General features: G+C 63.2%; 11 protein-coding genes. 5 read left to right on the top strand and 6 right to left on the bottom strand.

What is annotated here, in order from left to right:
• Window positions 1-115 precede the first annotated feature (115 nt).
• On the bottom strand, window positions 116-1,696 hold the full coding sequence (locus GY937_12420) for a hypothetical protein (protein ID MCP5057511.1): 1,581 nt from the start codon (window positions 1,694-1,696) through the stop codon (window positions 116-118).
• 102 nt (window positions 1,697-1,798) lie between these two features.
• Between GY937_12420 and GY937_12415 the strand changes: the two genes are divergently transcribed.
• The 3 genes from GY937_12415 to GY937_12405 all read left to right on the top strand — a co-directional run bounded on the left by GY937_12415 (window position 1,799) and on the right by GY937_12405 (window position 6,010).
• Window positions 1,799-2,800 carry a sulfotransferase gene (locus tag GY937_12415; protein MCP5057510.1) on the top strand — a complete coding sequence of 334 codons (1,002 nt, stop codon included), beginning with the start codon at window positions 1,799-1,801 and terminating at the stop codon, window positions 2,798-2,800.
• A 75-nt stretch (window positions 2,801-2,875) separates the two neighbouring features.
• Window positions 2,876-4,345 (top strand): hypothetical protein, encoded by a 1,470-nt coding sequence (locus tag GY937_12410; GenBank protein MCP5057509.1) that lies wholly within the window; start codon window positions 2,876-2,878, stop codon window positions 4,343-4,345.
• 186 nt (window positions 4,346-4,531) lie between these two features.
• Window positions 4,532-6,010: an oligosaccharide flippase family protein gene (locus GY937_12405; protein ID MCP5057508.1), complete on the top strand. Its 1,479-nt coding sequence runs from the start codon at window positions 4,532-4,534 to the stop codon at window positions 6,008-6,010.
• A 26-nt stretch (window positions 6,011-6,036) separates the two neighbouring features.
• On the opposite strand, the gene GY937_12400 is transcribed toward GY937_12405, so the two are convergent.
• On the bottom strand, window positions 6,037-6,738 hold the full coding sequence (locus tag GY937_12400) for an FkbM family methyltransferase (GenBank protein ID MCP5057507.1): 702 nt from the start codon (window positions 6,736-6,738) through the stop codon (window positions 6,037-6,039).
• Between the two features lie 449 nt (window positions 6,739-7,187).
• On the opposite strand from GY937_12400, the gene GY937_12395 reads away from it, so the two are divergent.
• A complete protein-coding gene (locus GY937_12395) occupies window positions 7,188-8,147 on the top strand; it encodes a glycosyltransferase family 2 protein (protein ID MCP5057506.1) in 960 nt (319 codons plus the stop codon).
• Between the two features lie 122 nt (window positions 8,148-8,269).
• On the opposite strand, the gene tnpA is transcribed toward GY937_12395, so the two are convergent.
• From tnpA to GY937_12375, 4 genes are all read right to left on the bottom strand, one after another.
• Window positions 8,270-8,698: an IS200/IS605 family transposase gene (tnpA, locus tag GY937_12390; protein ID MCP5057505.1), complete on the bottom strand. Its 429-nt coding sequence runs from the start codon at window positions 8,696-8,698 to the stop codon at window positions 8,270-8,272.
• Window positions 8,699-8,825: 127 nt separating this feature from the next.
• A complete protein-coding gene (locus tag GY937_12385; protein ID MCP5057504.1) occupies window positions 8,826-10,352 on the bottom strand; it encodes a DUF5060 domain-containing protein in 1,527 nt (508 codons plus the stop codon).
• 270 nt (window positions 10,353-10,622) lie between these two features.
• On the bottom strand, window positions 10,623-12,572 hold the full coding sequence (locus GY937_12380) for a hypothetical protein (protein ID MCP5057503.1): 1,950 nt from the start codon (window positions 12,570-12,572) through the stop codon (window positions 10,623-10,625).
• 16 nt (window positions 12,573-12,588) lie between these two features.
• Window positions 12,589-13,785 carry a hypothetical protein gene (locus tag GY937_12375; protein ID MCP5057502.1) on the bottom strand — a complete coding sequence of 399 codons (1,197 nt, stop codon included), beginning with the start codon at window positions 13,783-13,785 and terminating at the stop codon, window positions 12,589-12,591.
• Window positions 13,786-14,156: 371 nt separating this feature from the next.
• On the opposite strand from GY937_12375, the gene GY937_12370 reads away from it, so the two are divergent.
• Window positions 14,157-15,227, top strand: coding sequence for an NAD-dependent epimerase/dehydratase family protein (locus GY937_12370; GenBank protein ID MCP5057501.1), 1,071 nt, complete (start codon window positions 14,157-14,159; stop codon window positions 15,225-15,227).
• The last annotated feature ends 179 nt before the right edge of the window (window positions 15,228-15,406 follow it).

Below are 15,406 nucleotides of genomic sequence, written 5' to 3'. Positions count from 1 at the left end.
CTCCGGTCGAGCCGGGAGGGCGTTCGCCCTGGGTCAAGGACCTTTCGACCCGGAAGATCTGAATCGGAATCCGGAACGGCGGGCTGCGTCGCCCCCCGGCCAAATGATCAGATTTCTACGCTTCTGAGTGAGCGTCTACAACCACGAAAAGAGGCCCCGACCAATCTCGACGAAGCTCCCCCGTATCCGACCGCACGATCGTATTGTCCTCGCCCGCCGCAAGAAAACTGTGGTTGAGGTCGCGGATGACGGTGGCGTCCTCCGGCACGGGGGCTGGCTTCAACCACGGCAACTCCGGCACCTCCGGCAACCGGATGGCCACGCGGCTCTGCTCGACCAGAGTCCGAAGCGCCGGCACCTGGCCGGCGCGGAGGTCCTCGGCGAAGATGGCTCGCCGGTCGGGTTCGAGAACGAAGAAACGCTCCGCCTGTCTCACGTGGCCCGTCCGAAAGAGCATGGCTGCCGCCGGCATCAAACCCATGACAGGGGGATCCTTGAAGCTCGACCAGGGGATGGGGCGCCCGGGCGCCTGGAGCGGCCGGTTGCTGTAGCCGAACAACATGGGTGCATCCCACCCTTGTAGGCTTGCAATGCTGGCCATGTAGACGGCGGAGCCGTGGCGCGCTTCCGCCAGCGGCTTGCCATGGTTCCACTCGCTCACCGAAAGCGGTCGGCCCAGTAGCTGACCCGTTGACACGTGGGCAACGAAGTTGGCCATTCTCCGCGGATCGACGCGCAGGGCGTTGGGCAAGGCGTAAGAATGGACATCGACCAGGTCACCGTCCGATAGTGATGGCAGGCTATGCAGACGCCCTCCGGCCCACAGGTTGGTCGTAGCTACGATGCCTCGAAAACCCAGCTCGGCCAGATGCGCCCGCATGCCGACGTTGAAATCGTGCTCGATCTGATTCAGCCAGAGCTTCGTACCGATTCGCGTACGGCCCGCTAGCACTTTCGCCTCGGAAACACCGGACTTCGCTGAGAAGGCTTTGAGTGCGGTCGCGTACAAGCCGCGGTGGTGCAGGTTCTCATTGCCACGGAAGTTTCGGCCAAAGTGGTGGGTGACGTCGTTCTCGTTGGTGATCAAGACACCGATCACGACCGGATCGTCTTTGTACGCCAGGCCCGTGTGCGGATTGACATGACCGAGAAAGGTCTCGTTGAAACTGCGCATCAGCTCCTGCAGGCGCGTGTTCAGATACAGGAAACCCTTGCCTTCCCCGGGCTTCTTCCCTCGCAGGAGATCCTCGAAGCCGGGGATCTCGTCCCCTTCCTTGAAGACGCGGCCGGTATGGAGATCGAGCCAGACGTAGATGCCGTTCTTCTTGAGCTCCGAGATCCATAGATCGAAGCGCGCCTGGGCCCGCGGGTTGAATCTCTGAGAATGGGGAAGTTTGTGATCGATCAGCGAGGGCTTCACAAAGCCCATCGAATCGTGGTGGTGCAGCCGCACGAGATTGAAGCCGAGCTGGGCGATACGCTTGGCATGACGTGCGATGGAGTCTTCCCGGGTCCGAAACAGGGCACTCGCCTGGACGTTCACGCCCCAGAAACGCGCCGGAGTGCCATCCTCGAAAACCAGACGATCACCCTTGGCGCTGACGAAGCCGTGGCCCCCGGCGGGGCTTTCGTTCATGAAGCTCAGATCCACGGGTGACCGGTCGGCGGGAAGCGGATCGAGGGTCCAGCCTTCCATGTCGGGACCACATCTGGGCGCCGCAGGCTTTGCGCCGAGCAGTAGCAGGGCGAGCCCCAGAAACACGAAGGTAAAGACCGCCGATTTCCTATGCTCCGCCCGATGTCGAGCCCGCTCGTTGCCACCCGGCCCATCGCGCCGGATCACCGTACGCCGCCGGTCGTCGTGATCGGCCTGCCGCGAAGCGGGAGCTCGTTTCTCTCCCATGTGATGTCCGCCCTGGATGATTGGTATGTCTTCGACGACCTGTACCTCCATCGCCACGCCCGGGCAATGGGTGCCAGCGGAGCCCTAGAACGCGAACAGTTGGAGAAGTTGGTCGATTTCCTCGGCTGGCAACTCCGAGCCCGGATCCAATTCGAGACTGATTTCAACCGGCCCGACTGCAGCCTCGACGACGTTTCGGAAATGAACGCCGCCCTGCTGGAGACGTTCTCGAAAACCCCGGTTCGCTGGCATGAGCTGATGGAGGAATGGCTAGTGCGCCTCGCTCTTCACCACGGCCGTTCCCGTTGGGGCTACAAGGCACCGCAGGATTTCATGCAGATGGAGATGCTCACCGGTCTGTTCCCGGGCATCCGCTTCGTGTTCATCCTCCGCGACCCACGCGACACCATGAGCTCGTTCAAATTCGTGAAGAGTGAGGATGGGACGCCGGGGCAGTACCACCCATGGGTCTACGCGCACTATTGGCGGATGGCCAATCAACGGGCAGATCAGTACGCCCGGGCTCTCGATGTTCCGATGTTGCGCGTGCGTTTCGAAGATCTGGTAGGCGATCCGCCAAGGGAGGGCCGACGGCTTGCCGAGTTTCTCGACACCAAGCTGAGCGGAGCTCTCCCGAGTGGCGCCAACACGTCGTTCCGAGATGGCGCCCGCAGAAGCATCTCCGAAACCGAGCGCTGGATCTGCGAACGGGTCGCCGGCCGCGAAATGGATCGGCAGGGCTATGCCCGGGATGGTGCGCGCTTTCGCGTGCGTGATCTGCCGGACCTCGCCACGACGACCCTGCGCTTCACGAGCCATCAGACCCGGCGCTTGTGGAAGAACCCGGCCCCACGAACCTCGGTAGCGGGTTTTCTGAGGAACCTCGGCCGCAGCTAGGCAGGGCTCGCTACATTCTGAGACCCGTCCCGCCGAAGGGAAGAGGGCAGGAGTCCGGGAGGGCGGTACGACACGATGCACGTCTACCCGACGGTCTATCTTATTCTGGGCCTGTGGGTCCCCCTCTGCATCCTTGCGTTCGCGACGATGCGCCCGCAGCAAGCCGCCCTCCTCGCTTTGCTTGGGGGCGTCTTGCTCCTACCCGAGCGCATGGGTTTCGACGTCGCCGGGCTCCCAGCGATGGGCAAGCTGGAACTTGCGAGCCTGGGGGCCATGCTGGGTTGCCTGGTCTTCCATTCCCGTGAGCTGATTCGAAGCCGCGTGGGAACCGGCCTCGAAGCCGTAATCCTGCTTGCGATCCCGTTCAGTCTCGCGACCGTCATGACCAACCGCGACCCAACTGGCGGCACCTACCATTGGTATGCCGGCCTCCGCCCCTACGACGCCGCGAGCACCATCTTTGGTGATTTTCTCCGGCTAGGTGTGCCTTTCGTGCTCGGTCGCGCTCTGTTTCGAACTCCCGAATCACTTCGCATGCTCGTGAAGGGTCTGGTCGCAGCTGCACTGGCCTACTCGGTACTCGTGCTGTGGGAAGCCCGGATGAGTCCCCAGCTCAATCGTTATCTCTACGGCTACGGCCAGCACTCCTTCCACCAGACCAGACGACTCGGCGGCTGGCGTCCGATGGTCTTCATGGCGCACGGCCTGGCATTGTCCGTCTTTCTCTGCACGGCCCTGATGGCAGCGATTGGTGCCCACCGCGCAAAGCTGAAGATACTCCGCGTGCCAGCGGGATACGTGGCGGCGTACCTCACTGTCGTCCTCTTGCTGTGCAGAAGTCTTGCATCGATCGTCTACGGTGGGATCGCGGCGCCCCTTCTTCTCGTGGCTCGCCCCCGCATCGCAGGATTGGCGGCAGCTGGAATCGCGCTGATCGTGCTCTCCTACCCGGTGCTGCGCGCAACCGATGCCTTCCCGACCCAGGGCCTCATCGATACCGCAGCCTCGGTGAATGAAGCACGTGCCAAATCGCTCCAGACTCGCTTCGACTACGAGGACCTCTTGCTCGACCGCGCCCGTGAACGCATCTGGTTTGGATGGGGCGCCTTCGGTCGAGCACGTTACACAGACGAATCAGCTCGACCGCTCATTACTGATGGATACTGGATCCATCGGCTCGGCGCGAAAGGCGTGGCTGGGTTGAGCCTCTACTTCGTTCTGGTTCTGGCTCCCATCTTCCAGGCGTGTCGGGCGATCCCGAAGTGTCCGGACCGCCGAGATGCGTCGCTGCTCGCCGCCCTCACATTGATTCTCGCCATCCAGGCTCTTGACACCGTACCCAACGCCCTTTTCAACCACATCCCCCTACTGATGGCGGGGGCGGTGAGCGGCCTGGCGGTTGCCCTTCCCAGGCAAGCGCCGAAACGCAAGGCTCCACCCCAAACCGCGAGCAGGCCAGAACCAGCACCCAGCGCACCCACGACGGTGGAGCTGGCCAAGGGAGGGCGAAGCCCGGGCGCGCGCCATCGGGCCCGGAATCAATGAAGCTCCTCGATATCGATGTCAATTCCCGCAGAGCTGATCCAATCCTGCCTCTTGGGAGCCCATTTCGCGTGTCGCGCTTGACCCGCCAAAAGCCGCCCCGTTTCCACGGTCGACTATCGAAACCCGGAGCATTGGCACGTGAGGCGGTTGCTCTTGGTCCCCTCGCTCTTCGGACTGACAAGATCCATGAGTGACGGAGATCCTTCAGCAATAGAGCCGCCCGCCTCTGCCAGTAGTACTTCCGCTCAGCGCGTCGCGAGTGCCTCATTCTGGGCCGGGCTTGGCTTTGGTGCCCGGTTTACCATCCGACTCGGGGGCAACCTCGTCTTCGCGCGCCTCCTCTTCCCCGAGGCCTTCGGGTTGATGGCGATCATCAACGCGATCCGAACCGGGCTCGGAATGTTCTCGGATCTTGGCATCGCACCAAGTGTGGTCCAGAGCAAGCGAGGAGATGAAGCGGTCTTCCTCGACACAGCCTGGACAATGCAGATCATTCGCGGCGCCCTACTCGCCGCGGTGGCGCTCGCATTCGCCGGCCCCCTATCGCGATACTACGGCCGACCGGAACTCCATGGGATGCTTGCGTGGACCAGCACTGCGCTCCTGCTCGCCGGGTTCAATTCGATGAGCATGGCGCAAATGCAGCGACGAATGGCCATTCGCGGCATCGAAGTCGTCATGTTCTCCGGACAGGTCGCGTCCGTCGCCGTGGTCTTGGTCTGGCTGTTGATCGAGCCGACCGTGTGGGCATTGGTTGCGGGAACCGTGGCAGCCAGCTTCGTTCGACTGATCGCGAGCCATGCCATTGCTGATCGAAGGGCCCGGTTGCGTTGGGACCCTGGATCCGCACGCGAGATCTTTCGATTCGGGCGGTGGATCACCCTCAGTACGGCGCTTACCTTCTTCGCAGATCAGGCGGATCGGCTGATTCTCGGACGGCTCGCTGACCTTGCCCAGCTCGGCGTATATAGCATCGCTGCCATGTTGGCGGCCCTGCCAGCAATCTTGGTCAACAGCGTAGGGACGCTTGCGGTGTTCCCCGCCCTCAGCCGGAGCCGCCAGACGAGCGGGGATTTCTCGAGTGCCTACGCGCGTGCGCGTCGGCCGATCGTCGCATTGGGCGGCTTGATCGTCGCCAGCATTCTTGTGGCGGCCAACCCTCTGATCAGCATCCTCTACGACCCGCGCTACGCGGATACCGGGTGGATGCTGCAGGTGCTGATCGTCGGGACGTGGTTCCGCATTCTCGAGAGCCCTCCACGAGCCGCGTTGCTCGCCCTCGGCGAGACCCATTGGCTGGCAGCACTCAACGGAGTCAAGCTCGTCTCCGTTGTCGTCGGGCTTCCGGTCGGATTCACCCTCGGTGGTATCGCAGGCGGACTCGGAGCCCTGGTAGCTGGCGACGTGCTGCGATTCATCGTCTGCTCAGTCGGGGCCAAGCGCCAAGGGCTCCGTTCTTTCGCGGGGGACATGGGAGTAACCCTAGCCACTGCCATCGCAGCTGTGGTTGGAGCAGCCGTCGCGTCAGCGCTGAAGGCAACGGGCGCCAGCCAGGTCGTATTGCTATTTGCGGGCGCTGGCGGGGCGCTCGGCGCGTTCGCTCCGGTGGCACTCTTTCTACTCCACCGGAGTAATGCTCTCGGTCTTCTCCGCTTCCGGCCCTGAGACCCTCGAGAGGTCTCGTCGACGGCCTACCGAAGCAACGCCTGATCTTGCACCGGCCGATCTGCGCGAATCGCGATGAAGTTGCGAGCCCGGGCCGGGTATTCATGGCAGGCATCGAAATCACACCACGACAATGGCTCTCCACCGTCGAGAAAGTCCTGGAAGTGGAAGATCTCGTAGCCTTGATCCTTGTTCAGGAAGTCGAATAGCTGCCGCCTGTGATACCCGAACGCAGCCGCCCCATCGGGGCCGCTTTCGAACATGATGGGAGGCCGCCATCGGGCGAGAATTTTCTTGGCTCCTCTCAGCGCCGAAAGCTCGGCTCCTTCCACATCAATCTTGATGAAGTGAACAGGCCGGGCCAGGGGAATCACCTCGTCCAGAGGGCGAACGCGTACGCGACGCTGGCGAACTCGGTCCCTTGCATTCACGTCACCACCGAGCCGGCTGTACCCCGGCCGCGACAGGTTCTCCTGGAAATCAGCCTCCTCTGCTTCTTCGCCGAGTGCCAGAGCATGCACCTCTACTTCCGGGAACTTCCGACGAAGCCAATCCGCTTTGGTGGATACCGGCTCGATCGCAACATGAGTTCCCTTCGGTGAGAGCCGGAGGATATCGCTCAACACGCTCCCGATATGAGCACCGATATCGATGCAGTTGGACTGTCGGTCGAGCAGACGCCGCAGAACCGCCTCGCCGCGTTCGGGTTCGAGATGCAGCTCGCGCAACTCCGGGTGCCGAAGGCGACGCGCCCATCCCGCAGCGAACCTCGGTCTCGTGCAGCGGACTCGAATGGCGTCCGAATCAACATGTGTTTGAAGTGGAGAGCGGTAGGAATGTCCATGGGGGCGATTCGAGTGAAACCTATCCACCCGGAAGTGATGAGGCCAGGGGTTCTGCGATCGACCCCACTTCTCCCGCCCGCATGCGATTGCTGCGGGATTGGCGCCACGTTGCGTCTGGTCCGCGAGCAATCGTTTTCGCAGAGATAGGATCGCAGCTCAGCGAGCCTCGCGGCAAGCCGACTAGCGGTTAGAAACGGGCACCCGCCATCCGAGCCTGTGGCTACCCAACGCATCTGCCCGGCGAGCTAGCCATGCGGGCCCTGAGAGAGAATATCTCTCGGGGGGCTAGGCTCTCGCTCGGCGTATTTGTCACCACTGCCGCGAGTCCCTCAATGAAGCTCCTTTGCATCAGCGTCAACTTTCGCAGCTCCGAGCTGACGCTACGCCTCTTGGCCGCTCTCGAGCCGGCACTCGACGGGCTCGACGCCGCCATCACGGTGGTAGAGAACGGCTCTGGAGACGGCTCGGAGGCGAGGCTGCAAGACGGGATCGAAGCGCTCTCTGGTCGCATTCCCGTGCAACTGCTGTGCAGCTCCGAGAACCTGGGCTTCGGTGGCGGAAACAACCTTGCAATCCGCGCAGCCATGGACGGACCAGAGCCGCCGGATGTCTTCCATCTGATCAACCCCGATGCCGTCCCGGAACCAGAAGCCCTACGAGAGATGCTGGCATTCCTCGACGGGCAGCCCGGAGCGGGAATAGCGGGTAGCGCCGTGGTCGATGACAGTGGGGAATTCCACAGCTCGGCCTTCCGCTTTCCCAGCCCACTTGGCGAATTCGAAAGCAGACTGCGGATCGGGTTGATCTCACGACTCTTGAAGAATTGGCGTGCCCCGATGCCGCCTGATGGCACGACACGCACTGTCGACTGGGTTTCTGGCTCGAGCTGCTCCCTGCGCCGCGCAATGCTCGAGAAGATTGGACTGTTCGACGAAGAGTTCTTCCTCTACTTCGAGGAGACGAATCTCTGCCGACAAGCGAAGACGGCAGGCTTCGAGGTCTGGACCGTACCAACGAGCATCGTACACCACACAGGCGCGGTGATGACGGGGCTGGATGATCTCACCCGGCGGCGCCCCGCATTCTGGTTCGAATCCCGCCGCCTGTACCTGCAGAAGCACCACGCACGGCCCGGTCTGTGGATCGCCAACCTAGCCTGGTTGCTCGGCAGCCTGGGCTTTGGCCTACGCCGAATGCTCGGCCGGCGGCCCCAAGTCGATCCGCCCCGATTGGTCACGGACTTCCTGCGGCACAGTTTCGGGATTCGGACGAGAATGGGAACCCGTACATGATGGGCGATCGACGGAAAGTAACGATCCCCCGGCAAAGCCGGGGGCTTTCGATTGTGAGCCGCTCAAAGCGGCGTGAACGGGACCGCTTCGCGGCCCCTTGAGCCCCCTGAAGGGGGCTGGCCTCATAACAGATTCAGCTGGTCGACTTTTCGATCCTCGGTCTCTTGATACCGGATGTATTCACGGATCGTCTCCTCATCTCGTCCCACGGTCGAAACGAAGTACCCGCGAGCCCAGAAGTGCTGCCCTACGAAGTTGCGCTTTCGCTCTCCGAAATTCCGGGCGATGTGGATCGCACTCTTTCCTTTCAAGTACCCGATCACCTGCGACACTGCGTACTTCGGCGGAATCGAGATCATCATGTGCACGTGGTCTGCCATCAGATGACCTTCCTCGATCCGGCTCTCCTTCTGGCGCGCCAGCTCGTGGAAGATGTCTCCCAATTCCCTCCGTAGCTGTCCGAAGGTCACCTTCTTCCGGTACTTGGGAATGAAGACCACGTGGTACTTACACTCCCATCTGGTGTGGCGTAGACTCCTATAGTTACTCAAGAAAAACTCCCTTCCGATGTAGCTTTGGCGGCTCACGGAAGGGGGTTTGCGTTGGGGACTCCCGGAATTGTCAAACTTCTGCTGCCTCCCCGGCAGAGCGGGGGGACTCCTGTTTTGGCCTAGCAGGCTAGTGGATCCAGGGCCTGGCCCACTCGGACGGCTCCTCGGGAAGCGATCTGCTACCGAGAGCGGTGCGGATCTCGCCGATCAACGCTTTCACGGACTGACCACGTCCCGAAGAGAAACCCTCGGGGCCGATCAGCCGGATCGCAGCGCGCTCGAGTGCGTGGAAGCTCCGCTCGAAGCGCGCGACCCGCGCTTTGGCGGTCGCGGGCTCGGAGCCGTCGATTTCGGCGCGCAGCGCTTGCAGAGCGAGCAAGACGGGCGCTAGATCGAGCGCGACGACGTCGAACACGGCATCCGGACCCCGGTGCGCGATAGGCACGAAGTCGTGGCTCCACGAATAGCGCCAGCGCCCGAGCTCCGTGGGCTCGAACTCCACAGCCCACCGGAAGTCGCCCAGGTAGGTCGCGTCGAGATGATGCACCGATCCACTCGGTGCAATGAACTCGAAGGGCACACGCTGATCTTCCGGGGCCCTCGTGCGAATCCACGTATCGCGAATCTCGGTCTCGAACGTGGCACCGAAGGCTACCGGGTTGCGAGCCGCCAGAACCCGCACCTCGAGCCAGTCCCAATCCGCTCGGATCGCACCGGCGACTGCTTGCCACGGTTCTTCCGCGGCGCCCGCGCCACCACGCACCTCGATCCAGGGTGGCTCGGAGCCCGCTTCGGGTGCGAAGCTCACTGCAAATTGGCCCGCGCCGGGCGCTTCGAGCCGGGGCAGGACGATGGAGCGCCCGGGCTCGACGATGATGGCTTCCCGCCGTCCGGCGAACTCGGCCGGGCTCGTCCATGAGACACGCAGCCGCGGTCGACGCAGGGGCGCCTTGTGTTCGCCGTAATCAGCGGAGTACACGAACAACACGAGCCCCGTCGTGTCTTCCAGGGGATCCGAGAGCTTCAGCAGGAACAGGAGCGGCTCGTGGGCTTGTGCGCGGCGTTGCACGTAGGAGGTCAATCGGGCCGATTCGAACGTGAGATGGGGTTCGCCGGGCTCGTAGTGCGCACTCGCGAGCGGCATCGCGCCCGTGTCGGGCCGCGAGTCCGTGTCCGAGGCGAAGCCGGCCCCAGGGAGCCTCCAGGGTTGCTCGCCGAACCCGATATCTCGCCACCAGACCTCGCCTGGCGCGGGCCGACTGGTGTTGTTGCGCAATGTGCCGCCGCTACCTGGGCTCCAATCGCTGGAGACGGAGTAGAGCAGCACGTCGAGCCCCTGATCCGGCCCCTTCTCGACCGCCAGGCGCAGCGTCACGGTCTCCACGAGGACGCTCGGCGGGAGATCGAGCGCATCCCAGCGCTGAAGCCCGCGCAGGATCTCGTGTTCGCCGAAGCTTGCGGTCCAGGGTCCGCGACCCAGCCGTATATGTGTCTGTCCAGCCTGATTCCACCCATGCACGAAGCCGCCATCAAGGAAGCCACGGATGTCGTTGTCCTCCAACGTGGTCGCTTGTCGCCCGCGCACGAACGTCGTCGTGTGCCGCAGCCGAGGCAGATCATCGACTGCGTTGAAGGCTGCTCCATAGGCGCTCACGGAAAGCACACCCTGCAGCAGAGCCGGGGCTGGCGCTGGAGAAGCGTTCCCCAGCTCGATGGGAAAGTCGCACGCGGTGAGGCACAGAATCGCTGCAAGCGACACACAATTGGCCAGATGAGAGTACGGCTGCCTTTGAAGGAATCTCGCCTTGCATGAGTTCCCATTGCGGGAGGATGCAACGGGATTGCGCATACAGCGATTGATGGCGGTCGGCATCATTGCCTCACGCATCTGGAACTGCTCGACGCCAAGCTCGGCTGGGTAAGCCTACTGAACATCGAGATCAAGGACATTTCCGGCCCGGGTGGGCCCATCCGAACCAACGGCAGGAACTCCCAGAAACTTGACGACTTCCCGCCCACTCGCTGATCCGATCTGCTCGGGATCGTCTGCGCGGGAAAGGCGTACGACGGTGAACTCCAGGGGCCGATCTACTGCATCGGTGGTCCGGTACGCGCCGCGCACGATCTGGCTCGAAGACGGGACGGCGGTTCGTAGGCCACGCAGGACGCGGCGAGTCGCTTTTTCCACCGAGCTGGGATCGACCGCACTGTCGAAGATGAAGTAGCTGGGGCGGACCTCGTCGAGATACTCCAGCCCGTACACATGGAACCCCGGGCGTCTCCAATCACGGATGATCAACGTTCGGTTCGGAGCACCGAGCAGAAGGGTGTCCACCGCACCTCCGACCACTGCAGCCTCTTCGCCTACGATAGCTCGGATCTCATTCGATGCCCGGCGAAACTCGTAGGTTCGGTTCGGGACCTCCTCCGCCAGACGCAGCCCGGCAGACGCTCCGCCGACCAGGGTGAGACCGAGTGCGATCGTCCCCCAGCGAACCTGGGTCCGCCGCAACGCCCAGGCCGCCCCGGGCCCGAGGAGCGCTCCCAGCACGCAAAGCCCGATGACCACGACCGCGCAAAGCGTGCCCCATGAAAGTCCCACCTCGGAGCCCAGCTCGATTTCCTGCGTGAGCGAGGCGAGGCCGGAGGCCAGCGGCGCCCGGAGGTAGACGGCCAGGACCCCCGCGATCACGACGCCCAGGCCAACCGCGCGCCACCGCTCCGACTGGCAAGCGACGAACTCCGAGACCCTGCGTGCCGCCGTCGGCGCATGTCCGAGCGCGTGGGCCGCCAGGATCGTGCAGGGCACCGTCAGCCACAGGTAACGTCGACTCGGGACGGTGGCCATCCACAGCAACCCGAGCTCTATGATCACCCAAGTCGCGGCCAGGAGCTCTCCGAATGTCCACGAGCGGAGCACGGCCATGGAGCCCTGCCGCAATGCCCGGACGGCAACATGGAGCGCCCAGACCAGGGATGGGAGCACCGAGAGGAGACTCAGGCGAAGGAACATCCCCGTCGCTACGCCACCACCGGACTCCGGCTCGAGACCGAGGGCGAAGCCCTTGGTGAGCAGATAGGCGCCGCGCGGCACGACGTTGGCTGCCGACTGCAGTGTGACTTCAGCGAGCCATCCCTCGAGATTCGGCTGGACGAGCGCGAGAAACCAGACCAGCGTGACCAGGCCAGCTCCGGTGGCCATGCTGGCTGCTCGACGCACGAGGGTCGCGAGCACTTTGGCCGGCCGGCCGTCGTGCCCGAGGAGGCACCAGCCGGCGACGCCAATAGCCAGGATCGGCAGGAATGCGGCGGCGTTGAGCTTGCAGAGAGCCGCTCCCACTGCGGCCGCACCTGCGCATGCATCGCGCAGCGCACGAACTCGCGCTCCGGGAGCCGCAAGTACGACGGCCAGCAACATCAGCGCAAGGGGAACGATCTCGATCAGGGCAACACGGCTGTAGGCAATGGCGAAGGGATTGATCGCGAGCATCCCCATGCCCCAGAGCGCGGCCCGCCGCCCTGCGCAGCCCCTTAGCACGATTCCCATCAACGCGACGGCAAAAGACCCGGCCGCTGCAGACACCAGGCGGGCCTGGAGGAGCCCGAGGCCGAAGAGTTCGAAGCTGGCGCGTAGCGACAGCGTGTGCAGAGGAGCCAGAAGGAAGCCCTGGTTCCAATCATCCATCTGCCAGGAGCCGAACAGATAGTGGTTTCGTGCGTTGTGAGCCCACCAGCCTTCGTCGCTCAAGAAGACTCGACCCACGGCCGCGGAGGGATCGGCGTCGAGCCCATGGAAGCGCAGCACGCCTGCGATCAACAGCAGCACCGCCGCGGCGGCCCAGAAGTGGACGCGCTCCAGGTCATCTCTCCACACGATTGTTCTCCGGTTGCTATTTCGCCCCAAAGGACCGATCTCTTGAGAACGGGGACGACGGGCCCCCCACGGCTCCCGTGTGAGCTGGGCCGGGCGCTCTCTTGCCTCTAGTCCTTGGAGTGGAGAGACTTGGACCCGAGCGCGAATCGGCACGAAGCTCTTCGAGCAGCCTGGCAGCGACCCGCGCGTTTCCTGCATTGCTCAAGTGGTAGCCATCGAGAAACAGCTCACTCGCCTCGTGGGCCGGTAGGTCCCCGAACTCTTCGACAAGATCCAGAAAGGGTACGTCCAGCGCTTTCGCCTGAGCCTTCACGAATGGCAGCCACGTCGCCAGGTCCTTGTCTCCCGGGTCCCGCAGCTCCTTCATGGAGGGCAGGTACACGAGTGCTGTACTCCGAGAGCGTTCCTCGTTGAAGCGCGCCAGCTCCTGGAAGAGGACGCTCAACACGATCTTCACCTCATCCTCGCTTCGGGGGCGCCCGGCGCCCGGAACCTGGCGAGGCTCCAAGGGGAGCCGCTTGCGAATCTTGGCGGCGACCTCCGCGGTCCTGAGCATCTTGATCCTGGAGGTCAAGGCCGAAAGCCCCGACAGGACGCGGCTCTTCTCGGGAACGGGCACGTTGGTGAGCTCGAGCTTGCCATCGCGCACGACCAGAACGGGCCGGCCGCGGTTCATGTACTCCTTGTATTTCATCCTCAGGATGTCGTGCGTGATGAAGGCAAGAATGTGGAGGTCGATGCCCAGATCGTCCGCATCTTGCCGATACCAGAGGTAGGCCTGATCCACGCCGTAGCCGACCTGGCCCATGTTGATCGGCTCGAGGGTCGAATCGAGGGTGCCGAGCAGGCTGCAGAACGTCTGACCGCCACTCACACCTTGTCCGAAGGTCACAGAATCGCCCGAGCAGACGATCCGACGCCGACCGGCGCGACGCGCGGGCTCGAAGTTCTCGGAATTCCGAAAGCCCCGGTCGTTGGTTCGAAGGCGCGAGCCAGACCCGTACATGTCGTCGATATCGAGGTTCGGCAGGCTCACCCAGCCAAGGTTCGCGTCATAGCGGGTGTGATGGCGCATCTCCCGAAGCGGATTTCGTACGGCCTCCCTGATCAGAAACGCGTAGCTGGAAAGACCTTCGATGAACACGAGCAACGCGATGACGATCGCGATGTTCCCAACTACGACCCAAACGACCCTGGAAACCTTGTTGCTCATCGATGCCACCTGTGAGTTCAGCGGAGCCCCGGAGTCCGACATTGAGGGCGAATGGGGATTGAATCGCCGTGGGGCCACACGCGGTGGCAACCGACCGGCAACTATCGTGTCACTCCGCTTCCGCTGCAAGTGTACTGGCCTCTGGACGAGTCGAGAGGACATGTTCGGGCGGCCGAAGGTGCCATGGCGGCTCCCGGGCAGCGGGGCGGGGCGGGGAGGGGGCTCACCGAGGCAGAATGTCCAGACCCGGCCCAAGGGAAGCCCCAGAGCCCCCTGCAGCGCTTCCGAAATCCACGATTCCGGTGACACGCACCGCTTTCACGGGCCACTCACGGTCAAACACTGCTTGCGTTCTCACGAAAGGAATCACAATGAAGAAACTGATCATTCTCGGCTGCGGCGGCTTCGTCGGGAGTCACCTGACCGATCGGCTACTCGCATCCGGCGAATACCACATCGAGGGCTGGGACATTTCTTTCGACAAGATCGCCCAGCACAGGGATAACCCGAACCTGAGCTTCCACCAGAGATACATCAACGCGGACACGACGTTCGAGGAGATCGAGCCATACATCGCCGACGCCGAAGCCGTGATCTCCCTGGCCGCCATCTGCACGCCGGCCCAATACGTTTCGAGCCCGGTGAAGACCATCCATTCGAACTTCATCGACGCCTACGCATTGATCGATCTGTGCGCGAAGCACAAGAGCTGGCTGATGCACACATCCACGTGCGAAGTCTACGGGCGAACGCTCTCGAGCTACGTGCCCGCCGATGACTACGATGATCCGAACCTCTACGAGCAGCGGGAAGACGAGACTCCTCTCATCATGGGCCCCACCAAGAACCACCGTTGGAGCTATGCCACCGCGAAACAGCTCTTCGAGCGCTACATCTTCGCCCACAACGTCGAGAGCGGGATGCCCTTCACGATCATCCGTCCCTATAACTGGTTCGGGCCCCGCATGGATTTCATCCCGGGACGCGACGGCGAGGGCATACCCAGGGTGCTGGCCTGCTTCATGACTGCTCTCCTCGACGGCAAGCCGATGCAGCTCGTCGACGGGGGCGATGCCCAGCGCACCATCACCTACATCGATGACTCCATCGACGCGCTCCAGAAGATGCTGGAGCTGCCGGCGAAATCCCGGGACCAGGTTTTCAACGTCGGCAACCGCGGTGGCGAGGTGACGATGAAAGGCCTGGCCCACCTGATGCGCGAGCTCGCCGCCGAGATCACCGGCAAGGAGTCATTCCTATCCCATCCCATCGAGGACATCACGGGCGAGAAGTTCTACGGCGACGGTTACGAGGATTGCGATCGACGCGTGCCAGACATTTCGAAGGCGGAATCCCGTCTTGGCTGGCACGCCAAGACGTCCCTGCGCGAGACCCTTCGCATCACCATGGCCGACTACTTCGAGCGATACGGTCGAGGCTAGTCGTCGGCCGCGAACCAGACCTGGGACCAAGAGCAGACGCTAGTCCCTTGTATCGACCAAAGGCGGAAGTGTTGTCATGCTAAGCACTGCGTCCCCCGCAGCCAATCGGTTCTCGCCGTGTCGCGGGCCGATTCATGGGGCCCGTATGTCGAAGAAGCGGTATCGGATTGACTTGACGG

The organism is bacterium, assembly GCA_024228115.1.
GTDB lineage: Bacteria > Myxococcota_A > UBA9160 > UBA9160 > UBA6930.
The sequence above is the reverse complement of the archived record's forward strand: the minus strand, read 5'-3'. Positions and strand labels throughout refer to the sequence as shown.

Bases quoted from the DNA above. Each gene is read 5' to 3' on its own strand.
- GY937_12420 (MCP5057511.1), bottom strand. From the start codon at position 1,696: ATGGAAGGCTGGACCCTCGATCCGCTTCCCGCCGACCGGTCACCCGTG.
- GY937_12415 (MCP5057510.1), top strand. From the start codon at position 1,799: ATGTCGAGCCCGCTCGTTGCCACCCGGCCCATCGCGCCGGATCACCGT.
- GY937_12410 (MCP5057509.1), top strand. From the start codon at position 2,876: ATGCACGTCTACCCGACGGTCTATCTTATTCTGGGCCTGTGGGTCCCC.
- GY937_12405 (MCP5057508.1), top strand. From the start codon at position 4,532: ATGAGTGACGGAGATCCTTCAGCAATAGAGCCGCCCGCCTCTGCCAGT.
- GY937_12395 (MCP5057506.1), top strand. From the start codon at position 7,188: ATGAAGCTCCTTTGCATCAGCGTCAACTTTCGCAGCTCCGAGCTGACG.
- GY937_12375 (MCP5057502.1), bottom strand. From the start codon at position 13,785: ATGAGCAACAAGGTTTCCAGGGTCGTTTGGGTCGTAGTTGGGAACATC.
- GY937_12370 (MCP5057501.1), top strand. From the start codon at position 14,157: ATGAAGAAACTGATCATTCTCGGCTGCGGCGGCTTCGTCGGGAGTCAC.